Raw genomic sequence first — 22737 nt, forward strand, 5'->3', positions numbered from 1 at the left:
TTGAAAGGGGTCATCAGTTTTGTACGCCAAACTGTACAGTGCGACGGTATCCGGCATTGACGGCCATATCGTCGAAGTGGAAGTGGACATATCAAACGGCTTGCCGCAATTTGATATCGTCGGACTACCCGATTCAGCTGTAAGAGAATCGCGGGACCGGGTGCGGGCGGCGATTAAAAACAGCGGACACTCTTTTCCCATGCAACGGATCACGACCAATCTGGCACCAGCCGACATGAAGAAAGAAGGCTCCCGTTTTGACTTGGCCATCTCCCTCGGCATACTGCTGGCCAGCGGCCAGCTTCAAGCGGAACCGTTACAGCACACGTTGCTGCTGGGCGAACTGTCCCTTGAAGGCGTCCTGCGCCCGTTAAACGGCGTGTTGCCCATGGTCATGGAGGCCAAAGCCCGTGGCTTTACCTCTGTCGTGCTTCCAGCCTCCAATGCGGAGGAAGCGGCGTTAGTCGACGGCCTCGACGTCTTACCTGTTGAAACGTTACAGCAAGCAGTCGCCTTTTTGCAGGGAGAGACACATCTCGAGCCATATGTTCGAACTCCGGTCGATCACGATGACCGACGTGTGTCGGAAGACTTTTCCGACGTGCGCGGGCAACATCACGTCAAACGGGCGTTGGAAGTGGCGGCGGCTGGCATGCACAACATTTTGCTCATCGGCCCTCCCGGTTCGGGGAAAACGATGCTGGCGAGGCGCATTCCATCTATATTACCAAATCTATCTGCAAAAGAAGCATTAGAAGTGACGAAGATCTACAGTACCGCCGGGCTTTTGACCGAACGGGGCAAACTGGTGTCGTCACGTCCCTTTCGGGCACCCCACCACACCATTTCCGCGGCTGGGCTCATCGGTGGCGGCACGATTCCGAAACCGGGTGAAGTGAGTTTAGCCCATCACGGGGTCCTTTTTTTGGACGAAATGCCGGAGTTCTCCAAAAACGCGTTGGAAGTGTTGCGCCAACCGCTTGAGGACCGGGAAGTGACCCTCAGCCGGGCTAGAGCTCAGTTCACGTTCCCCAGCGCTTTCATGCTCGTCGGGTCGCTCAATCCGTGTCCGTGTAGTTCTGACCTATGGAAAATACATAGTTTATCTGGATATTAGCTTTATCGCGTTTTTTACCAGGTGTTTTAATTGTATGAACAACAATATCACTGACTAGCGAATGAATGATTTCCCTTTTCTCCCTATAAGACAAATCCTTATTAATTTTTTTTCTTAACTCTTGTAGTACTTTTTCAGCAGAAGACAATCGGTTTTTTACATCTTGGTTTTGCTTATTTTCTGCTTGCCATCGATGTAATTTTTCTAATAATTCTTGTTTTTCATCGTTAATCTTTTTTAATTGAAACTCAACATCTTCTGGAGTAATTAACTTTTTTCTAAACAAATCGAGAATGCTTTGTTTTTCATTTTCCTTTGCTTCGATTGTATTTTTTAGAATTCCAATCTCCAAATCTGCATTTTTGTTAGTTGAGTTTTCTTTCTCAATATTCAATTCTCGCACAATCTCTTGTATTACCGACTTTGGTTTATCCATAAACTTAACAATATCTTGCCAAACTAATTCTTCAAGCCAAACTTTAGGTACGTTTTTACTTCTACATTTATCATAGACTGAACTTTCACCTACTTTTCCTGAACATACAAAATAATACTTAGGAGGTTTTTCTTTTCCTCCGTTGTAATATAAGGCATAATACTTTCTCCCGCACATTCCACACTTTATAAGTCCACGTAAAAGATTTTTTTCGTCTCTACTTTCATAAGAAGACAGGTTGTGATTTTTGATTGTATTTACAGCTTTTTCCCATAATTCGGGTGAGACAATTGCGGGAACTTGCCTTTCTATAATTTCTCTGTTTTTGTTCGATCTCTTGCCATAATAATGCATGCCTTTGTATGTTGTGTTATAAATAATGGATCTTACTCTGGATGATCTCCAATATCCTGACGTTTTTACCTTCCTCTTTCCTCTTTTTACTTTCCTGTTATCTTTAATATAAGACGTAGGGACCGCCATAGAATTGAGCAACTTGGCAACCTCCCTGGCTGAATGTCCCTTTTCTCCGATCAAATGATACATCATATATACGATGTCTGCCTCGGATTTTTCTAGTTTTGGAAGTGGAGTTTTATTTATCTGCAGATAACCTTCTTCATCAACGTAATAACCATATGGAACAATACCGCCTAGCCATTTTCCTTTGCGGGCAGCTCTGTTTGCTCCGTGCCACATGCGTTCAATAATGGTTTCACGTTCGAGATCAGCAACCGCCGCAAGCATAGTGACAAGAAATCGTCCGGAGGGACTTCCAGAATCAAAATCTTCAGTCATTGATTTTACTTTAATACCGTGTTGATCCAGTTCATGTATGGCATTTAATATGACTCTTGCTGATCGGCCTAGGCGGTCTAGTTTGTAGACCAATATTACGTCGGCATGAATCTTTTGATTTTTTATGTCACTTAAAAGTTCGGCTCCACCGTTACGATCTCCAAGCTCAAGTGTCCCGCTAATCCCATCGTCTTGATAGATTTTAACCAAGTTCATTTGATGTAGTTCAGAATACTTTTTTCCAAATTCAAGTTGCCCTTCGATCGTTCCTCTTTCTGACTGATCATCCGTTGATACCCTGGCGTACAAAATTACGTTCATACTATGTTCCACCTCGCTTGGACATGGACAATTCTTCTTCCATGCCGATCATTCGAATAATTAGACGTTTTGATGTCACTCAAACTAATACCTTTCGCTTCAGACCTTTGTTTTATAGCACGAAGGTTATTTTCCAAATTGATTAGGCCGTTCGGGGTGTATTAGTTGCTCGGACATTAAAAACGGAGATGCCTATTTTTTCTTCAAACCCATCAAGGGGCTTGTCATGGCCATAGTCACATTTTTTTAAATATACGATATACCATAACGGACATAATTTGCATTCAACATAAATCATAGTAATCAACGGGTTGCATATACAATCACGACCTGACGCCAGTCTGCCGATATAGTTTGTCTAATGCTCTTTGTGTCTCCTTTGACCGTCTCCTTGGTTGAGAAATAGGAGTGGTAGTCGTATTACGAAGATACAAGGCTGAATATATTCTTTGCTTGATTTGTTGCCATCTTTTTTTGGCAAGTTGGTGAGTAACTATGAAGGTATCGGATAGTTGCTCTATAATCAGTCTGTCTTCACTGGGGAAATTCAGTTTCTTAATCATATAAAAAGGTATTGCGGCATATAACTGAAAAATTTTCGCTTGGTTTTCCTGATAGTTCCGAAAATCAGAACACATGTTAAGTTGATTTCCCACATGTAAAATTGGATGGGCGAGTTCGTGAAAGAATATTTCCCTCATTTCTGGGAGAGACTTCGTAGAATCAAGAAATATAACAGACATTCGATTATCCCAGATAGCGCGTTCAGGAGTACTAGAAATGTAGACAATTTGTATGTTAAATACATTAGATAAATATTCAATACTTAGTTCGGACGGATTTATAATGCCTTTTGAACTAAAAAGACGTTCAATCTTTTCCTCAAATGGCGTTTTGTAGTACATTTGTATCACTATATATCCCTCCCATAGTAAAAAAATAATAGAACATTTGTTCTATACATTTTACCAAAAAAAACCTATGTGAAAAGACCATAGGCTTATTTTTTTACAGGGAGGTTGAGACGTGCTATTTATTTTTCTTTTTTCTGTTCCTTTTTCAGCTTTCTAAAAATCTCCAATTGCATATCCAAATAATTTTTTTCTTCTTCTGTCAATCCATCAAGGTTATAAAAGGCAGTGTTAATTTCCGATTCCTGCTGGGAAGTTGTGACGGGGTCATTAGTTCGGCCTAAGAGCCAGTCAGAGGATACGTTAAATATATCAGCAAAAAGTTTTAATTCATGATCTTCAACAGGTCTTTTACCTGATTCTATTCGTGAAATCACGCTATTATTTATTCCGGTTTTTTCTGCTAGGTATAGTTGAGACCATCCTTTTTTTTGTCTTAGAAGTTTTATTTTTGATCCAACACTCAACTAGTATCACCAACTTTCTAAAACAACAAATATCAACATTAATCAGCTTATCATTTTTCTGTTTTGGAAAAAACTATTTTTGCTATTTTAACAAATAACACTTGACTTTGCTATTTAGGCAAAGTAATATGTTTATAAAGGATTTGCTAAATTAGCAAATAGGAGGGATAAATAGTCTTAATGATTAACCTAGTTTTTGTAAAAAACAAACGCCAAAAATTAGGTATTACCTTGCAAGAAATGGCTTTTGAACTCGGCTTTAAGAACGCATCAACCTACAGGAAATATGAGAACGGAGATTATTCATTCAAAGCAAATCATTTACCTATCCTAGCAAAGAAGCTAAATTGTCAAATCAACGACTTTTTTAAATGATAACTTTGCTTAAATGACAAAAACAAGGTGTAATTTAATGATCAGTTATATTCTAACCAATCATTCAGAAATCATACACCAAAGGGATAAATGTTACAAAAATTAATTAATCTCAACTTTATCAGATTAGAAAGAAAGGAGAAATAGTTGTAAGTGACAAGAAAGCAGTATAAGGCATCTAAAGGAATCACAGTTACAAGGACTTATACCCCAGACAAAGAGGCAATGAAAAGGGTAATCATGATTATTCTTCGTTCTAGCCCAAAACAAATAAATAGCGAAGCATCGGACAGTTAACATCAAAACAGGTGCAATCTGTCGGGTGTAACCTTCTAAAAAGAGCAGAGTGAAAGTGATCCAAGGGCCATATTGGGGAATACACTTAAATACCGTGCGCCTGAACAGCAGGACACGCTAAGACGGTTAAAGTTCCTTACGTAAATTGATGTATTCGGGAGAGGAGAAACATGAACCCGAGTTCGACAGTTGCTAGGTAAACGAATGCCCCTCAAAGCTTTGTGTATCAAGGTTTTGAGGGGTAAAAAGGGCATAATTATTGTGTTACTAGCTTTTCGGTTTGATTTCTAAAATTTCAGGAGGCAGATTCACGCCTACTTTATTGAAAATCTCTTTCTGTTTGGCGGTTGGTGTCGTCGTACGATATAGATCTCCATCCTTCGTGGTGAAATGACCCACTTGAAGCCTTTGGACCTCACGACGCACGGAATCCCAACTCGAGCCGGTTTCATTTTCAATCAACCTGACAAGCAAAAGTGCCAGCCAATTAATGATGATATGAGCTCGAATTCGTCTCTCTAGCCGATGGTACATCGGCCGTATGTTTAATGTGGACTTTAACGTTCGAAAAGCGCTTTCGACTTGAAGTAACTGCTTATACCCTAACGCAATATCCTCAAGGGATAACGTATCGTCTGATGTCCGGATTAAGTATTTGCCATCGTATTTCTCTTCATCCCGTATGGCTTGCTTATTCAGTTTCAAGGTACCATCTTTCAATTGGCGGATATATTTCCCGTACACTTTATGCACCCGTAAAGCACATGCCCGTTTGTGGTGGGCTTCATTCGGTAATTGTTTCAAATTTTCAAGCTGCTCCTCAACGGCACAGATGATTTCCTTTCTTTGACGGCGGTCACGTTCGGCTTCTTCCGGATTATAGGCGATCACATAGCGTTTTCTGGCTTCGCCATCTCCAACAATCGATTCTTTTACTAAGAGGTTTTCACGAATGGCATGGAACCGTCCACGTTTATTAAGTGCAGCTTCCACATCCTTTTTGCCTGCCCGCATCCGTTCGCCAATAATATAATGTCCGGCACCACGTTGTAGGATGCGTAGATTTTCTTCGGAGGAAAAACCACGATCCATCACATGGATTATGCGCCCAAGGCGCCAACCCATCAAATCTTTCTTCACTTCCTCAATCACATTCATATCCATCGTGTTTCCTGGCCAAGACCACACTTTAATGGGAATGCCTTCACGTGTAACCGCTAGTCCAATCACCGTTTGTACGAGGTCCGGACGTTTATCTTTCGAGTATCCTTGAAGCCGAAAATCGTCATCTTCCGGGGTTTCGTTGGGAGCGACTTCAAAGTAACTGGATGTCGTATCGAAATAGAGAAGATCAACTTCCAGATTGAACAGGTTGGAAACATTGTCAAATACACGATCTTCCAACAAGCTTTGGGCATCCAATAACTCGTCCATGGCACGGTAAAGCTGATGGCAATGAACACTTGGAAGCCCAGGGAGATAGACATCTTCGGATATCCATTCTTCCATTCCTAATTTACTGGAAGGGGCAAGCGCACGGTTTGCGACCATTGCAAAAATGGCACGTTCTAAATTGATTTCGTGCTTGCGCTCTTTAAAAATCTCTTCGAGAATCGTATCCATCCCTAATTTTTTCCAAAGTTGATCAAATAGCCAAATGCCACCCAGTTGCTTGACAGACCGGAATAAAAATTCAGCTGTATCTCTAATTTTTTGTTTCGACTTCAGTGCCTCTTCGGGTGAGAGGAATCTATTGATACTTTGGGCCAGTCGTTCGAGTACGTCCATATCGAGATCATCTTCACGACCGAATGAATAGATCACCTTCGCTTTCGCATATTTGGCCTTCGGATCCCACACGTTATGAGCGAGCTGAATGTACGAAACTCTTGATCCATCTTTGTTTTTGCGAGTCACCCTTCTAATATACATGCCTATATTATAATTCATAAACATTATAATGTAAACACAAATTTTATTAAACGTGTGCCTATGTAAAATTCAAAAAATTTTAAGCACAAATCCACGAAAAGATTGATATCATAGGAAATACATTTTATTAAAAAGTGAATTTGTGCCTATTTACTGTCGAACTCGGGATGAACAATTTTCTCATATTGAAAAAATCCTATCCAACGAGCGTTAGAACATTGGAATCATGTTTCCGAACAGATGAAGATGATGAATACTCGCGTAAACAAGGAACGGATTACGGCAATGAAAGATACAGAGTGAGAAGTTATTTACAAAACGAAAGGATAAAAAAACAACTGGATATGGAACGTGTCAAGTTTGCTTATCTTTCGGCACGCAAGCAACTGGGAGTCCCGGTTATGGCAAAGCCGGGGACGAAAGCGTTCAGAGAGTACCTTTTGCATAAAGAAATTATATCGTCTTGCAAAAGTAACATTGCCTATGCTTTGGGACACATCAATTCGCATGTCCGTTATGGAAAAGGAGGGAATCACCGTGTTTTATCTGGCCGTGCAGGTTCTGACGAAAAAGGAATCCAGGATAGCGTGCATGATCGAAAAGGAAGGTGAACGTCACGGTGTCAAATTGGACGTTTTCGTACCGGGAAAAGATGTCAGCAAGTATGACGAGAAAAAAGTGGATGGTATACATGTTGCAGAGATTCCTGGTTATGTCTTTGTTGGTTTTGAGTGCTGGGAAGACCGGCTGTACCGTATAATCAAAGACACTTATGGGGTTATACGCGTATTGATGGGGCAATTAATCCCGCACCATGTATGGCGAAAAGGGGACAAAAGACCCAAATATACATATTATGGCACCGGCATCATGTCTAAAGACAAACTGGTTCCCTGGATGTCCCGTTCAGAAGATGAGGTGGCAGTGGAAATTACTGAGGATAAAGAGGAACTGGCAGAAAGGCTGAAGCATCAAATCGCTAAATGCAGAGAATTTGTTGAGCAAAAGAGGACAAGAACAAAACGGTGGTTAGCCGTGTCGGTCCATTTGGTCAAAGATCTTTTCGATAACGCGACCCTTGAATTTTTGATGAACGAAAGGGGGACAGGTTTCAGAAGGATTTGGAACAGATTATCCATGTACTTAAATGAGAAAATGGTCTGTTGAGTAGGTTAAAGTATTGGCCGTATTTGGACCTGTCAGTTGTGAGACGGATTTCATTGCGAGGGTTGCGTTAAAGCAGGCGGATAATTGTGACGGTGTGGTAAACAAAACTGAATCGATTACTGCTACTGCCTGAATCTGTTCCGGATTGTGGGATAGCGAAGCTATGCTCAATTTATAACCATTATTTTCCAACAGAAGGAGGTGACTTTTGTGTCAAAGTGTTTACAGGGCGAACTTGGCCGTATTATCTACCGCAACGATGATTTTCTCATTGCGCTCCTAATAACCGATGATGGCCAACATATCGTAAAGGGATCAGTACTTGGCGTAGAAAAGGGCGAAAAAATCATGGTACATGGCGAATGGTCGGTACATCCAAGGTATGGTCGACAGTTTGAAATAGAGCGGTGGGAGCGTCCCCTTCCAGCCACAAAAGAACAGGCGATTGCCTTCCTCTCAAGCGGATTGATTAAAGGTTGCGGCCCTAAACGGGCCAAAGTGATCGTTAACCATTTGGGAGCGTCTGCTGTTGAAGTGATGATGGAACAGGGTGAATCCGCCATCCGGCACATCAAGGGCATAGGGGAAAAGAATGCCCGTACCATTATTAAAAGCGTAAAATCCAATTTTGAAGTACAGAAAATCATTGGTAAACTCAGCCAGTACGGAATCAGCACAAACATGGCTATGAAAATTTACAAAGAGTTTGGTTCAAACACCGTCAGTGTGGTCAAGGAAAACCCGTACCTGCTTACAAAGCTGGACTTGGTTGGTTTTCTGAAGGCAGATGAGATCGCAAGAAAAGTGGGCGTATCTCCCTTATCCGGCTATCGGGTAGAGGCGTGTGCCGACTATGTGCTGAAAGAGAAATGTTTGTCACTGGGACATTGTTATCTGCCGGAAAACGAACTGATAGAACAGACACTTAAAGTTTTAAACCATAACCAGTCGGAAAACGAGCAAGTCACATGGGAGGATGTGAGTCGATCCATTTACCAGTTGGAACTCAAAGGGCGGTTGATCTTTGAGGAAGGTTCTGTTTATCCCAAGTACTTACACACATATGAGACACTCACGGCCTGCAAACTGTCAAAACTGACAGATTGCCGGGATGGGGACGGAGCGATGCCTGAACAACTGGACGCATGGATCAAGGATTATCAACGCAGAAACGGCATTGTTCTGGCGGAACGGCAACGGGACGCCATTCGACGGTTATTGGCGTACAATGTCCTTATCCTGACAGGCGGACCTGGTACTGGGAAGACAACAGTCACGAAGGCCTTGATCGACATTTATCGACAAAAGAACAGGGATGCTTATATTGGCTTATGTGCCCCAACGGGAAGGGCAGCACGGAGACTGGCTGAAATTACAGAAATGGGGGCATCCACCATCCATTCCATGATCGGTTTCCGGCAAGGGGAGGAACTCGAATACGACCGGCACAATCCGTTACCCTATGACTTCATCATCGTGGATGAAGTGTCCATGATGGACATTCAGTTGGCCCATTTTCTTTTGGACGCTGTTAAACCGGGAACCAAAGTCCTGTTTGTGGGAGACGTGGATCAGTTGCCATCTGTCAATCCGGGTAATTTCCTGAAAGATATGATTGAAGCCGGTATACCAACGGTCAGGCTCACGGAAATCTTCCGGCAGGCACAGGAGAGTCAGATAGTCGTCAATGCCCACCGGGTCAATCAGGGTCTTCCTGTTGTCATCGACGAGGCGAAAAAGGATTTTTACTTTATCCACCAGGAAAAGCCGGAATATATCGCTCAATTGATCAAAAAAAGCGTTCTCCGTTTCGTGCAGTTAGGTTACCGTATTGAGGACATTCTCGTTTTAAGCCCCATGAAAAAAGGGGTGATCGGGACAAAAGAATTGAACCGCATTTTGCAGGAGGCCGTCAATCCCGCCCATCCTTCCAAAGACGAATGGAAAGTGGGAAAGACCATTTTCCGTCAGGGAGACAAGGTGATCCACACCAAAAACAACCGGAAGAAGGGCCTGAATAACGGTGAGATGGGCGTTGTGAAACGTGTAGGTGTTTATTATGACGAGGACGGACAAGCCCATGAAGCATTGTATTGCACTTTTATGGGGCAGGAAGTGTTCTACCTCAAAGATGAATTGAAGGAACTACAATTGGCCTATTGTATCACTATTCACAAGTCTCAAGGTGGTCAGGCCCCTATCGTAATCATGCCGGTTTCCACAAGCCACTACATTATGCTGGCAAGAAATTTGATCTATACAGGCATGACAAGGGCTGAACAGAAAGTGGTCATGATTGGGACCAAAAAGGCCCTTAATATAGCCATTCGTAACAACAAGATCGCCGAACGGAACACTAAACTAACAGAACGGTTGATCAATGGATTGGCAGAGGTTGTGCCTGAAAAAGAGGTGGTTCCATGAGTGTTGTGCACGACATCCGGCAGGAATCCGGCGGGTTTTGCGAATACATTGATCCGGACACGGGCCTTCGTTGCAATCAGCCGGCCCCCGGTGAACCACACCACATTCGCACCAGAGGGGCTGGCGGTAAGGATGTTCGGGAGAATCTGATTCACCTGTGTGGGGTTCACCATGCACAGATACACGGCGGAAACATTGACCGCCACCATCTTATTGTGGCGGTGGCTCGGAGGGAAAACAAGACCGTTGATGAGATGTACGACACGCTGAAACTGATACAACCGGAAAATATCCGGCCTATTAACGAACCGGCCAGCGATCCTTCTCTGGAAGAATTGCTGACTGCTTACGTTCAAGTGGAGGAAAGCGAGCAGGAGGCCCGTTGGATCAAGGGCCAACTGTTGGATGAAATGTTCAAACGGGGAGTCAAACAGACGTGGCTCTCGTCCCAATTGGGGATCAGCCCGGCGCAGATCAGGGAACTGGTCAAGGTGTACAGGGCTTTTCCTAAGCCGGAGATGAGGATACCGTCCCTAAGCTGGTATCATCATCGGGTGGCCGCCAATTCGCCCGATCCTTCAAAATACATTCAGAAAGCCAATGACGAGGGGCTTTCGACAAGAGAACTGAGGAAAAAGATATTGGAAGACGAAGGCAAGGGACGTATTGTCCGAACCGAAACGGAACAGCAGTTAGAGCATGCCAAACGAATCTATCAGCAGGTGGAAGAAATCATCCGAATAGGCGGGGAGCCTGCCGACTGGCTTAAAGGTCAGATGGCGGCTCTTTTTGATTGGCCAAAGGAGGTGCAACATGACGACATCGCAACGTACAGCTAACAGATGTTTTTTGTATTTCAGGTTTGGCAAAGGAGAAAGGGGTTGCCACAACTGCCTGTGGGTTCGATCCTGCAAGAAGCACGGATGCCACATTCTGCCCAAAAAAAGAGGTGAAGTGCCGTGAAAGAGGCATGGGATCAAGCTGAACGTAACGCAAGGGAAAGAGACTTATTGAACAGTCATATTAACCTTGATGTTGTCAATCAAGAAGAGCAGAAGGCGAATGAGAAAGGGTTTGTGATAGTCAAAAAGAAGGAAACAAACAGTGCCGGGTTTGTGCAGACGCTGAAAGGCAACATCCGGGTTTTAATCGAGAAGGATTACCTGTCATTTAACGAGCTTGGCTTTTTGATTGGGATGACCGATCTGTACGAGATGCATTCAAACGCCATCGTACACCCGGAAACCAAACGGTTTATGTCCGTGAGTGAGATCGCAGAGTGCTTGAACTGTACAAGAGAACATGTAAGCAAGATAATTAACAAACTCATAGAGAAGGGGATCGTCTATGAGTTTGCCAATACTGATGAGATACGAGAATTCGGGCGTCCAGTAACCGAACGTCCTCTTTTTGTTAATCCGGAGATCGTGTTTTGCGGAGAGCGAAACAGAATCAACCCCACGTTGGCCCGACTCGCTATGCGGTATGACAAGCTGGAAAAGAAAGGGGTGTTACTGGAATGGAAAGTGTGGCTCCATAGTGGAAAGGAGTACGGGAAGCTCGTCAAGCGCAAAACATTCCTGAAATATAAGAAAGAGCAAAAATCGAAAAAATAACCCTATAAATCGACATGTATAATTTGAGGAAACCCTTGCCGTACAAGGGATTGGAGTAAAAAAGAAGTGTGAATTATCGTTCACACATGTGTGAACAATCGTTCACACCTCATATTGGCCAAAAACCTTGTCAAATCAATGTTTATGACGTTTTGGCTGGTCGCCCCTATTCTCACTCTCTAAGTATACAATCGACTTCCGGAAAATGGGAAATACGATCAAAGGCGTGTTTTTTTGATGGCAACCATCCCGTGGCTCCATGTCCACGTACAAAGGTTTCGCTATACCGTGGCGTATCCGGTGGGAAACAAAGACGCGTAAACGGCCTGAATGGCAAGGAAATGGTAAAAAGCCTGATACCTCACACCACTTCTTTTGCAGGTGCTTCTGTTGCGAAAAAAATATTCTTTCAAAGGGCTGGTGAGGGAACGGGAAAAGTGGCCTGTCCAGCCCAAAAAGACTGGAACCTGGTAGGGGACATTTGGGGCTGGAGACAGATGTTTCCGATGGGTGAGTCTGTTTCAGTCTTCGCCTTCCAGCCCCTCAGAGCTTCTGTTGGCTAAACGATTCCAGTTAGGCATACCACGAAAAGGAGGGGAAATTTGGGTACCAACTTTCTTTCCAAAGACCATGCGGTTCACTTTGGCCAATTGCGTTCCATGTTGCCTGAACGGTACAGAAACAACAAAGAGCATTTGTCACTCGTCTACCTCATCAGCGGAAATGAAGAACTGAGACAGAAAGCATTCCCGTACTACAAGCCGGACAAGGGGGTGTTTGAATTTACGGAGATGTTTGCCGAGCAGGATTTTTCAAGTGGTATGCGTATACTGGCAAAGCTGGCAGTGGTTTTGTACAACCGGGGGATGGAAGTGACGGTCAATGAATTGTTCAAACTGGATGTTCATAATCTGGAATTGGCTTTGGAAGCGATCCGGTTCAGATTAACGACACACGAAAGGGGGTGTTCAGTTGGGCATTCTGAAACAGTTGAATGACCAGTTTCAAGCGTTGGAAGTCATGCGGAAACAGTTTGACGAATCGGTATGGATGGTTCAGTTCTGGCATATCTACAACGCCAAAGGTGGTCCTGAACATTTTTTCAGGTTCGCCCATTTAGAGAAACGTGTCTGCATTTTGGTTGACGTAAAAGCGTGTGATGTATCCAAACTGGATGTATACCAACTCATAGCTTTAGCAGAACACATCCGGATGCTGGCAGAAACGAGCAGAGTCGTTTTTCCGTACGAAGAGATGACGGACGAACGTTTTGCGTCATGTTTGGCTGACAAAACATCATTGCCCGGTTTTGCCGCATGTTGTCTTTCATCCAGGGAGATACAGGACATTGTGGCTTAAGGAGGGAGGTAGAAACAATCAAGATTATTGTGAGCGGACGTCCCGTTCCCAAGAGCCGGCCAAGGTTGGGGATGAGAGGACGAGCGGCTTTTGTGTACACCCCGGAGAAGACAAAAGCATACCAGCAGTTGGTGGGATGGGAGGCAAGGAAGGTCTGTAAACAGCCGTTAACAGGTCCGGTGGAAGTTTCCATGAAATTGTTTTCCCGAAGCCGATTTGATCTGGACAATGTGGCCAAGAGCATTTTGGACGGCATGTGCGGCATCTGTTATGTGGATGACGTGCAAGTAGAAGTATTGCATGTGACGAAGCAGGCGGTGAAAAACAAGAGAGAAGAACGGGCGGAGATAGAGGTGCGCCCGCTGGAAAAAACGGTCATTCCATCACAAAGTCAATGAAATCTTCAGCATGGATGGTATTGCAGTTTTGGCTCAGGATTCTGAAAGACCAGTTTTTGAAGTCGAAATGCTTGAGACCCGTCCCAAAAGCGGGATAATGTTCTACCCCGATGTCCAGAAACCATTCAAACAAGTCATGTGTTGCCGTTTCCGGAAGGGTCCACTCGGATGTGTGCAACTCAAGCGGGATCGTGATGCTGTTATTCTGGCTTTCAAAGTTGATGGCAGCGTCTTTGGAGTAAATGTTGAACGGACCGTACATCAGCTTTTGAACCATTTCAGTAAAACAGAGGTCAGGGAGGCACTTGCTAGTGCATGTAGGACAGGCTATTCCTTCATCAAGCCGTTTAATTTCACTTTCAAACAGAAGTATGGAAGGAGAATGATCTGCTGTTCGTTTTTGCAAACAGCGGGTACACGTCAAGACCAAACAGGATTGACGATAAGTGGGTGGGCTGTCTTTTACGATATTGTTTGCCATCAGTGTGTTAAAGTCTTTCATTCTATCACCTCATTGCCCGTTTGGAAAAATTGTACATGAGCAAAAGAAATGTCTCAACCTGGGAGGTCAGAAAGAAGGTGAACGAAAGGAAGTGATTAACCATCACAAAAACGGAACAGGTTTCTTTTTACAACATACCGTTTAAGGCTGATAAAAGTTTTTTACAAGCCTGGTATATTGTGCATAAAGTGTTACCTAGTTGTATGGAATGTGGTAATTCAATTGCATTAGGAGAAGAGGTGATGTGGAAAGTTGAAAACAGAAAAAGGCCAAGGAACAAAAGATTTGTTTGCTACCGCTGTTTTGAGTAAAAGACGGATAAGGCCGGCTTTGGTGGCGGCTTATCCCATATTTTGTTATTAATAGAAGAGTATTGGAGTGAAATATCTGGCATGAAAGCATCTACACACTTTTTAGGAGGGGTAGTGGTAGGCTACACCGTCTACCCTTCCATCACTGGTGCTGTGATAGGAGGTGTAGCGGGTCTCCTGCCGGATATTGACGATAATCGCAGCTTTGCGGGCAGGGTATTTTTCTTTATATCATGGCCATTGCGGCATATCGTAGGGCATCGCACTCTTTTTCACTCATGGATACCGGTTTTGTTACTGACCATTTGTGCCCTTATATGGGAAGGTGGGGTCACATTAGCCATTTTAACAGGATTCTCTTCACATATTTTGCTCGACATGTTCGTCGGAAGAGTACAATTTTTCTTTCCTTACGAATTAAAAATCGGTGTAAAAATGCCGTATGCCCTCTATGTTGTGGTTGATTTAATCACACGGATTGGATTAGCGGCCGTAGCTTTGGTTTTTGTATGGAACACGTATCTTTCAGAATGGTTTTCTTGGATATGAAAAATTTTTAAAGGAGGACTTACTTGTGGGGAAAACTGTGAAAATCGTTTTATCATTCCTGATGGCCGTGGTCGTAGCAGGAGGATACGCCTATTATGTTCAGGCTTCTCAAGAGAGCGATGTGCGAATCGTCGTTGCCGCGAAAGATATATCAGCTGGGGAAACGATAGAAGACCACCACCTCAATCAAGTGGCTGTTATGGGGGAGGCAGTTCAAGCACTTGATCCTGCTGAATTATTAGGGAAATCAGCAAAAAAGGATATTAAAGCAGGGGAGTTTATAATACCAGAGTTAGTCACTGAAATAACCGATGAAAACACAAGGCTTTACACAGTCGATGCTACATACACAACGGCTAATGGTCCTGTAATTGAACCGGGAATGAATGTTGAAGTGTGGGTTCAGGCAACAGAGGAGAGACCGGCTGCTCTCGTAACAGAATCCACAGTCTATTCAATCATCGGGAAGGAAGAACCGATTGAATTGGGATCGGATGTAGGGGTGACCTTACAGGTTCACCAAAAAGAGATAGAGGCACTGGAAACAGCGCGAGCACAAGCTCCGCTTTTTTTAGTAGTGAAAGGTGAGGATGTCCATTGATGGAAGGCGTTTCTCAACTTGCTGAACGTGTCAAAGAACGGATCATTCAAAACACGGACAATAATGATTTGTTTCGTTTAGCTCGTGCAGGGGATAAAAAAGCCGTCGCCGAGACCAAGACATTAGTGCGTGAGCAATTGTACGACATGCGGATTAATGCAACGAATGACTTGATACAGGATATTTTTAATGTCATTTGGGGGTTAGGACAGATTCAACACCTGTATGACGATCCGGAAGTCAACGAAATATGGGTCAACGGTGCAGGAGAAAATGTATGGGTTGAAAGGGAAGGGCGACGGGTAAAAGCACATGGCGTCATGTTCCAACATGACGATGAAGTTATGGAAATACAGGCAAGGCTATTGTCGAACGAGAACAAAGAAATTAACCGTTCCACCCCGGTAGTAGAAGCCAAGATGGCAGATGGATCACGCATTACCCTGACGCGCCCGGATGAAACACCACATCCCACCATTACTATTCGCAAACACCGGATAAAAGGATTGACGACGGAAAAATTATTGTATTATGGCACGTTGAACCAAGAAGTGGTAGATCTCCTTGCGCAACTGGTGAGAGGACGGGCGAATATTCTTCTCATCGGGCCAACGTCATCAGGAAAAACGAGTTTATTGCGTTGGTTGACCCAATTTATTGACCCTAATTTACGCATTGGGGTATTGGAAAGTACCTATGAATTAGCGTTAGATCAATATTTAAAAGGGAGGAACATCATTACGTTTGAAGAACAAAAACACCTTGACAGGACGTTACTCAACCAATTTCATACCATGTTGCGCCTGTCGCCGGATATTGTCATTTTAGGGGAAGCACGGGGAGCAGAGGCCGATCAATTAGTTAAAACATTCCGCCGCGGACATCCAGGTTCGATGGGGACAATCCATTCTAATTCACCGGAAGCGTCCATACAGGATCTGGTAGACATGATTATGGAAGACGGTCGCAGCTGGGATTCCAGCCACTTGTATCTTCGTGTTGCGCGATCCGTCGATGTGGTCATACAGCTTCATGTGGAACCGGGAACAGGAATTCGCAGGGTATGGCGCATAACCGAAGTCCATTGCACGGAGACGGACAACAACGTGCAGTTTCGTGATTTGTGCCGGTTTACGGGTGACACATGGGAAATGCCAAACGCGATATCTGATCTACTGCAGGCTAAACTCAACCTGTTTGATCCGCCCGAGGACACTTTTAAGTTAGCTTAAGGCAAGGGAAGGAGGAGTAGAGTGTTTTTATTGAATGTTGCTGTTCCAGTCCTGCTTTTTGTTTTGATTTTCTCAGTATCCTATATGTTCATGAACAGGAATAGAATGCACGAACCAAAGCAACATGTAAAAAAAGCACCGAAATGGTTTCGGCCGATTGCTCAATTATCGGACGCCGCAGGCCTCTCTATAACTGCAGACAGATGGCTCTTTTATACCGCTATTGGCGTGGTGGCCGGCGCAATCGGTGGATATGGATTAAAGAATGTCTTTGTCGGTATGTTGCTGTGTATTCTGTTTGGGTATCTTCCAACTTTCTTTATCGCTTACAAAGCCACACGTTACCGTATGAATATGATGGATAGTTTATCGTCAGGCATTGAAGTGTTTAGTGCCGAATATGTGGCGGTAAAAAATCTGGCCAGGAGTTTTGATCATGCGTCAAAACAACTGCCGGAACCGATCAAATCGGAGTTTGCGCGAATCGCAAGAGAGATGTATACGGGGTATCGGGTGCATGAAGTACTGGAAGGGTTTAGGCGACGTGTAAATAACCGGTGGGCAAGACAGTTTGTGAATCTTTTGTTACTCAGGGAAGAACGGGGAGCAGACATCGAGGATGGTCTGTTTAATTTAGTGAAACAGATGAAAACGAGCCAAATTGAAACACAGCGGGAAAAAGCGGAGATGGCGCAAACGCGCATGATTCATTTGATCCTCATGATATCGGCGATGGGGCTGTTTCTTTACAATCTGCCAGGGAATTATGGGTTTGTTACCACTGAACCGCTGGGACGCAGTATCGTGACGGTTGTAGCCGTTCTTCTCTTGGTGAGTTTAGCGATCTTTATTATGTTGGATAGAAAAGAGGTGGAATGAACGTGCTGACAGCAGCAGTTTCCTTAGGGGTTGGAGCCTGTTTTGGGTATGGTGTTTATCAATTGCTAACCGGGTTCAAGAACAAAATCGAGACAACCCCTATTAAATCTGATCCTAAACTTGAAAAGGCTCTTGCAAAGTTAGAGTTGCCTTTTACCGTGACTCCCAAATCGGTTGTGATCGTGGAAAAGTGCCTGTTTTATACAGGAATATTACTTGGGTTATATTTCTTTCTTACGGGGGAGTGGATGACCGGCTACTTAATATTTGCCGCATTTTTCTTTTCTGCGACCTTTTTAAAGCGGATTTTGATTCATCTATCCAAAAAGGAAGAAGAAAAACTTGCCTTTGAATTGCCAATCTTTTTAGATGCCTTTATTAGTCTTGTGAAATCAGGCAGTACTATGGAACAAGCGTTGAGGGATTCCATCCATGTATCTCAACCGATTTATAGGCAAATGAAACCTGTTTTGGACGCATGGCACAACCCAAAAGGTCCCATTGAAGCTATCATAAGGCTGGAAAAAAGCGATGTGATTCAGTTGCAATTACTATCTGGTTTGCTCGTTCAGCTGGCACAAGGAAGTGAACATGCCATTGTGATGTTAGAAAACTACAAAGAACAGGTGTCTCAGACCAATCACTATAAGCGGATACAAAACGCTACTAAAAAGCCTGTTTACCACACGTTGTTACTCATGGTACCGTTCAGCGCGGCCGTAATCTCGTGGTTTTATCCCCTTATTGTTCAGGCATTAAGCATGTTTGATGGGTTTACGATAGGTTAATCTAAATTAAACACATCCAAAGGAAACGTTATTGATCAACGTTTCCTTTTTTTATGCCTATAAGTGAAAGGTGGTGGTGAAGATTTAAGAAGAGAGATTAAAGAGAATGGAGGGATTGCATGAGGCGGAAGCTCCAACGTTGTTGGAAGGATCACGAGGGGGTGAGCACACTCGAATTTTTGATTGGATCAGCAGCTGTGGCCGCGATTGCCATTGCCGCTTTTGTATTTGCGATTCAACCAGTTGTCAAAGAACAAAAGGAACTGGCGCCGGATCAGTATGAAACAGACTGGTATCAACCAAATTAAACGATCTAGGAGGAATGATTTGTATGGTAAGAAGCATTCAACAGTTCTGGAAAGATGAAAGTGGATTAAGCACGCTGGAGTACATTGTGGGCGCAGGTGTTATGGTGTTATTAGCCCTCTTCGTATTTACCGGAGTATTTAAACCTGAGATTGAAGGGACAGCGGATAAAGTTGGACAAGCGATAGAAGAAGCGGGTACAGAGGCAACAAGATAAAAAAACGCCTCCCATGCCCATCACAGGGGGATTTTCCTCCCTTCGACTTTTTTTTATAGCCGGAAGGGGGAGAAGTTATTAAACGATGCATTATAGATGAACGCGGAATGTCAACTGTAGAGTTTATGGTTGGTGCTTTAGTCATGACATTTGTCATGTTCTTTCCAATAGCGGTGTTGGTTGAATTCCAATCCATTAACACCTTGCAGCAACAACTCGACCGTGCACTTGAAATGGCGGCGGTTGAAGGAGGGGTAACGACCGCAATAGAAAATACAATCAAAAGCGACTTAGAACGACAGGGAATACAAAATGCCAGTTTCACATCAGATACAACCAGAGGTCGGGTAGAAAAAGGAAGTGTCATCGAAGTAGGGATTACAGCTCCTCGCCCAGGAAAAAATTTATATGGTGCCATTATGGGATTAATCGGAGGTGATAACCTTGACAACGATTATCTCTATCTTAAAGGCACCATTATCTCGGAATATATTCCGCAATGAGCAAGGGATGGCCACGATTCAATACATGTTTGTGATCGTGACCATCACCCTTTTTATGTTTTTTGTTGTGACACAAGCGGTTAACATAACCGCTCAACACCAACTAAAAAGTGCCGTCAATCGGGCCGTTAAAGCCGCAGCTCATGCGTATTCAGATGATGTTTTAGCACTTGAAGGCAATGTAGACTTTGATGAGGCGGAGGCGAGGCAAAAGTTTGATCAGTACCTTGAAGACAATATAAGAGGAATAGACATGTGGGATGTGGAGACGTTTCAAGTCGTAGAAGGAGGAACATTCCCGAGAAGTGTTTCCGATGGGAGATTAACCCATATGTTTGAAAATCCGGGGATTTGGGCGGTTGTAAAGGCTGACATCCCCAAATTCGGCGGCGGGATGACTACCCTTTATACATCGGCAATAGCTGAGGTGGCGGTCACGGTTGATGATTGAACCTTTGCTTTTGTTACTGTTGGGCTTTGCCGTCGCCTACACGTCTTATACTGATTTTAAGTATTTCAAAATCTATAACAAGGTGCTCCTATTCATTTTGGGACTAGCTATAATGTTGCACGTATTGCAAGGGACATGGCGAGCGTCCATTGAAACGCTGGCCGTTAGTTTTACGATCTTTTTCGTTATTTACCTGATTAAAATGACGAGTGCGGGAGACGTGAAGCTGTTTGCCGTTTTGGGTAGCATTACAGCAGACATTCGTATGATGGGGCTCGCTTTTATCCTTTACATGACAGGGCATCTTTTGATCGGGATTGTTCATTTAGTTAAACAAGCCGATTATAAGCCGGGGCAAATTTTGACTTTGTTAATACAAGACGTAAGGGGGTTTGTCAGCAAAACAGGATCTGGTATCCAACCTGTCCGCTTTCCTGCGGCTTTTTTAATTGGTATGAGTGTAATCGTCGCTGGTGTAGTGCAAAAGTTTTTTATGGTGTAGGGGGAGGTTTTCTTATTGTTTAAAGGAAAAAGGGGATTAATAGTTATCGTCACTCTCGTCCTCTTTACCTCTATAATGTTCCCTCATGAAGGTGTACAGGCAGCTGACGGAAATTGGCGGCGTATTGCCGATATGAATGAAGCAAGGGGGCATGGGCCAGCGGGGGTAGTACTGAATAATGGAGATTTTCTTGTAATTGGGGGTGCGTCGGGAGAAAAAACAAATCAAATTTCAAGGACAGTTGAGTTATATGACAAAAACCGGGACAGGTGGGTATACAAAGCCCCTATGAAAGAAAGGCGGTTAGAAATAGAAGCCGTTACACTGGATGACGGGAGAGTATTAGTACCTGGCGGTCGAACCAAATTTAGCCCAGATCCGAAGCCAAGAGCGACAAATACAGTTGAAATATACAACCCCAAAACCAATACCTGGTCGTATGCGGCCCCAATGAAAACGCCCAGACGTAATTACCGGATGGTCAAACTTCTTGACGGACGTGTATTGGTTGCCGGTGGTCGCAATGATGAGACCCAACGGATACGATCGATGGAGATCTATGATCCTAAATCGAACACGTGGTCATCGGTCGGAAATATGAGAACGACACGCTTTAGTTTTGTGATGGAAGTATTGGCAAACGGAAAAATCCTTTTTGCTGGCGGGACCGATGATAACGGTAAATACCAAAGCTCAGCTGAAATATATGACCCTCAAACAAAAAAGTGGACAACCGCTGCCAGTATGACGGAAGCGAAAGCAGCGGTCAAATCGGGTAGACTAAGAGACGGCAGAATTTTGGTAATGGGGGGCCGGAGGAGTGGAACTAACTTAGATACGGTAGAAGTCTATCGTCCTGAAGACAACTCCTGGGAGAAGATAGGCGAACTGACTTCAGTGCGCAGGCTTCCGGCTGCTGCTATTCTTCCGGACGGCCACGTCATTGCAGCTGGAGGGAGGAACCGTAACAATAAAGAGTTGAAAACGGCAGAAATCGGATACTTCAACCATGCTCCCATTGTAAAACTGTCCTCACCGGCTAATGATTCCGTCACAAATGCCAACAACAACCGAATCGAACTAAGGTGGACGGCTAGCGATATAGAAGGAGATCGTATTACGAACTACAGGCTAAAAATCGGAACATCGCCGGGGGCCTCCGACGTTGCCAATACCTCCGGAAGTTGGCGCACATCCTACACCTTCGATTTTTCCGAACGTCCACCTAATCAAACTTACTACTGGACAGTCATGGCCCGTGACGAGTTAGGGGACTGGTCGGACTGGGCACCAACAAGGTCGTTTACAGTGCGAAACAGAACGCCTGAAGCAGTCTTTCAGTTTAGTCCCAGTAAAACGGACAGATTGCGCGATGTCTCGTTTGTTAACATGTCAAGTGATCCAGATGGCGACAGCTTGACGTACAAATGGGAGTACCGTTTGCAGGGATCATCGGGTTGGAAGCAGTTTTCAACAACAAAAGAACCGCGTGTTAAGTTCCCAGAGGTTGGTATATATGACCTGCGCTTAACGGTAACCGACCCGTATGGCGCATCTCATTCCAATACAAAAACCGGATTGGAGATATATAATCTAGCACCTGAGATCGAACCATTATTTCCTCCATCAGGTTATGTGACAGAGATGGGTCAAACAAAAGTCGAATTAAAGTGGCGGGCGAACGATCCGGAAAAAGACGGAATGAATCAGTACCGGTTAAAAATCGGGACAACTCCGGGTGGAGATGACGTATTAAGTATTTCCGGAAATTGGATCACAACTTACACCTTCGACTTTTCTCATCGAAACCCGAACCAGACGTACTATTGGAGTGTAATGGGAAGGGATGTACACGGCGATTGGTCGAGTTGGTCTCCAGTCCAATCCTTTGTAGTCCCCAAACAGTTAGAAGCACGTGTGGAACATGCCCCGAGGTGGGAGGAACTTCGTCGGGAAACCGGTCGTGCAGAGCATGAGTTTCTCGCCGGTGAGCCGTTTATTATCGTCGCCGAGACGAGTGATAAAGCGGTAGAGGTGTTTGTGGAATCGCCTTTCGATACGGGGCCAAAAAGGGTGGAATTAACTAAAGATGGGGATGAGTGGAGAAGTTCTTTTTACGATCCCGTATATGAAAATCTCACGCCTGGAACGTATGAATTTAAAGTGACATCGAGATACCATAACGGGTACGAGGAGAGTGTGAATGTACCAATAACCATAAGAGGCAAATTAAGTGTTAAAGTGCACCGTACCTATTAAGGAACGCCTATCCGCGTTC

27 protein-coding genes are annotated in these 22737 nt (G+C 44.1%); 22 read left to right on the forward strand and 5 right to left on the reverse strand.

The features are described from left to right. The first annotated feature begins 19 nt into the window (after positions 1-19). A complete protein-coding gene (locus B0W44_RS07350) occupies positions 20-1117 on the forward strand; it encodes a YifB family Mg chelatase-like AAA ATPase (RefSeq protein ID WP_077719492.1) in 1098 nt (365 codons plus the stop codon). Here the strand turns inward: B0W44_RS07350 and B0W44_RS07355 are convergent. The 3 genes from B0W44_RS07355 to B0W44_RS07365 form a co-directional block, all read right to left on the reverse strand. Then, positions 1059-2672 carry a recombinase family protein gene (locus B0W44_RS07355; RefSeq protein WP_077719493.1) on the reverse strand — a complete coding sequence of 538 codons (1614 nt, stop codon included), beginning with the start codon at positions 2670-2672 and terminating at the stop codon, positions 1059-1061. The two genes, B0W44_RS07350 and B0W44_RS07355, sit on opposite strands and share 59 nt — an antisense overlap. A 323-nt stretch (positions 2673-2995) precedes the next feature. Beyond that, on the reverse strand, positions 2996-3577 hold the full coding sequence (locus B0W44_RS07360) for an ImmA/IrrE family metallo-endopeptidase (protein WP_228441651.1): 582 nt from the start codon (positions 3575-3577) through the stop codon (positions 2996-2998). Between the two features lie 128 nt (positions 3578-3705). Then, a complete protein-coding gene (locus B0W44_RS07365) occupies positions 3706-4050 on the reverse strand; it encodes a helix-turn-helix domain-containing protein (RefSeq protein ID WP_077719495.1) in 345 nt (114 codons plus the stop codon). 180 nt (positions 4051-4230) lie between these two features. On the opposite strand from B0W44_RS07365, the gene B0W44_RS07370 reads away from it, so the two are divergent. Beyond that, positions 4231-4425, forward strand: a complete 195-nt coding sequence (locus B0W44_RS07370) for a helix-turn-helix domain-containing protein (RefSeq protein WP_077719496.1) — start codon at positions 4231-4233, stop codon at positions 4423-4425. 564 nt (positions 4426-4989) lie between these two features. Here B0W44_RS07370 and B0W44_RS07375 read toward each other — a convergent pair. Continuing rightward, positions 4990-6654, reverse strand: a complete 1665-nt coding sequence (locus B0W44_RS07375) for an IS1634 family transposase (RefSeq protein ID WP_077719125.1) — start codon at positions 6652-6654, stop codon at positions 4990-4992. 185 nt (positions 6655-6839) lie between these two features. On the opposite strand from B0W44_RS07375, the gene B0W44_RS18060 reads away from it, so the two are divergent. The 9 genes from B0W44_RS18060 to B0W44_RS07415 all read left to right on the forward strand — a co-directional run bounded on the left by B0W44_RS18060 (position 6840) and on the right by B0W44_RS07415 (position 13618). Continuing rightward, positions 6840-7265, forward strand: a complete 426-nt coding sequence (locus tag B0W44_RS18060; RefSeq protein ID WP_169835466.1) for a hypothetical protein — start codon at positions 6840-6842, stop codon at positions 7263-7265. Next, on the forward strand, positions 7246-7821 hold the full coding sequence (locus B0W44_RS07380) for a transcription termination/antitermination NusG family protein (RefSeq protein ID WP_237087420.1): 576 nt from the start codon (positions 7246-7248) through the stop codon (positions 7819-7821). Before B0W44_RS18060 ends, B0W44_RS07380 begins: the two co-directional genes overlap by 20 nt. A 210-nt stretch (positions 7822-8031) precedes the next feature. Next, positions 8032-10245: an SF1B family DNA helicase RecD2 gene (gene recD2, locus B0W44_RS07385; RefSeq protein ID WP_169835468.1), complete on the forward strand. Its 2214-nt coding sequence runs from the start codon at positions 8032-8034 to the stop codon at positions 10243-10245. Next, positions 10242-11084, forward strand: a complete 843-nt coding sequence (locus B0W44_RS07390) for a hypothetical protein (RefSeq protein WP_077719499.1) — start codon at positions 10242-10244, stop codon at positions 11082-11084. The genes recD2 and B0W44_RS07390 overlap by 4 nt, the downstream gene beginning before the upstream one ends. A gap of 120 nt (positions 11085-11204) precedes the next feature. After that, entirely contained in the window at positions 11205-11861 is a 657-nt protein-coding gene (locus tag B0W44_RS07395) for a hypothetical protein (protein ID WP_077719500.1), read from the forward strand. Between the two features lie 68 nt (positions 11862-11929). Further along, a complete protein-coding gene (locus tag B0W44_RS17730) occupies positions 11930-12424 on the forward strand; it encodes a hypothetical protein (protein WP_149026950.1) in 495 nt (164 codons plus the stop codon). Positions 12425-12463: 39 nt separating this feature from the next. After that, a complete protein-coding gene (locus B0W44_RS07405; protein WP_077719502.1) occupies positions 12464-12859 on the forward strand; it encodes a DUF6075 family protein in 396 nt (131 codons plus the stop codon). Beyond that, complete coding sequence (locus B0W44_RS07410) at positions 12834-13220, forward strand: hypothetical protein (protein ID WP_077719503.1); 387 nt, start codon at positions 12834-12836, stop codon at positions 13218-13220. Before B0W44_RS07405 ends, B0W44_RS07410 begins: the two co-directional genes overlap by 26 nt. Next, a complete protein-coding gene (locus B0W44_RS07415; RefSeq protein WP_077719504.1) occupies positions 13178-13618 on the forward strand; it encodes a RusA family crossover junction endodeoxyribonuclease in 441 nt (146 codons plus the stop codon). Before B0W44_RS07410 ends, B0W44_RS07415 begins: the two co-directional genes overlap by 43 nt. Here the strand turns inward: B0W44_RS07415 and B0W44_RS18065 are convergent. Further along, positions 13596-13895, reverse strand: a complete 300-nt coding sequence (locus B0W44_RS18065) for a hypothetical protein (RefSeq protein WP_169835469.1) — start codon at positions 13893-13895, stop codon at positions 13596-13598. The genes B0W44_RS07415 and B0W44_RS18065 overlap by 23 nt on opposite strands. 578 nt (positions 13896-14473) lie before the next feature. Here B0W44_RS18065 and B0W44_RS07430 point away from each other — a divergent pair. From B0W44_RS07430 to B0W44_RS07480, 11 genes are all read left to right on the forward strand, one after another. After that, positions 14474-14980 (forward strand): metal-dependent hydrolase, encoded by a 507-nt coding sequence (locus tag B0W44_RS07430; RefSeq protein ID WP_169835470.1) that lies wholly within the window; start codon positions 14474-14476, stop codon positions 14978-14980. A 25-nt stretch (positions 14981-15005) separates the two neighbouring features. Beyond that, entirely contained in the window at positions 15006-15581 is a 576-nt protein-coding gene (locus B0W44_RS07435) for an SAF domain-containing protein (protein ID WP_077719508.1), read from the forward strand. Beyond that, a complete protein-coding gene (locus B0W44_RS07440) occupies positions 15581-16813 on the forward strand; it encodes a TadA family conjugal transfer-associated ATPase (protein ID WP_149026952.1) in 1233 nt (410 codons plus the stop codon). Before B0W44_RS07435 ends, B0W44_RS07440 begins: the two co-directional genes overlap by 1 nt. A 21-nt stretch (positions 16814-16834) precedes the next feature. After that, positions 16835-17692, forward strand: a complete 858-nt coding sequence (locus B0W44_RS07445; RefSeq protein WP_077719510.1) for a type II secretion system F family protein — start codon at positions 16835-16837, stop codon at positions 17690-17692. A gap of 2 nt (positions 17693-17694) precedes the next feature. Next, positions 17695-18480 carry a hypothetical protein gene (locus B0W44_RS07450; protein ID WP_077719511.1) on the forward strand — a complete coding sequence of 262 codons (786 nt, stop codon included), beginning with the start codon at positions 17695-17697 and terminating at the stop codon, positions 18478-18480. A gap of 119 nt (positions 18481-18599) precedes the next feature. After that, complete coding sequence (locus tag B0W44_RS07455) at positions 18600-18788, forward strand: hypothetical protein (protein ID WP_077719512.1); 189 nt, start codon at positions 18600-18602, stop codon at positions 18786-18788. A gap of 23 nt (positions 18789-18811) precedes the next feature. Next, positions 18812-19003 carry a Flp family type IVb pilin gene (locus B0W44_RS07460; protein ID WP_077719513.1) on the forward strand — a complete coding sequence of 64 codons (192 nt, stop codon included), beginning with the start codon at positions 18812-18814 and terminating at the stop codon, positions 19001-19003. 107 nt (positions 19004-19110) lie between these two features. After that, complete coding sequence (locus B0W44_RS07465; protein ID WP_149026953.1) at positions 19111-19506, forward strand: hypothetical protein; 396 nt, start codon at positions 19111-19113, stop codon at positions 19504-19506. Beyond that, positions 19448-19957, forward strand: a complete 510-nt coding sequence (locus tag B0W44_RS07470) for a hypothetical protein (protein ID WP_149026954.1) — start codon at positions 19448-19450, stop codon at positions 19955-19957. The genes B0W44_RS07465 and B0W44_RS07470 overlap by 59 nt, the downstream gene beginning before the upstream one ends. After that, positions 19950-20459 (forward strand): prepilin peptidase, encoded by a 510-nt coding sequence (locus B0W44_RS07475; protein WP_228441652.1) that lies wholly within the window; start codon positions 19950-19952, stop codon positions 20457-20459. The genes B0W44_RS07470 and B0W44_RS07475 overlap by 8 nt, the downstream gene beginning before the upstream one ends. Positions 20460-20591: 132 nt before the next feature. Next, complete coding sequence (locus B0W44_RS07480) at positions 20592-22718, forward strand: Kelch repeat-containing protein (RefSeq protein ID WP_228441653.1); 2127 nt, start codon at positions 20592-20594, stop codon at positions 22716-22718. Positions 22719-22737: the final 19 nt, after the last annotated feature.

The organism is Novibacillus thermophilus (assembly GCF_002005165.1).
Lineage (GTDB): Bacteria > Bacillota > Bacilli > Thermoactinomycetales > Novibacillaceae > Novibacillus > Novibacillus thermophilus.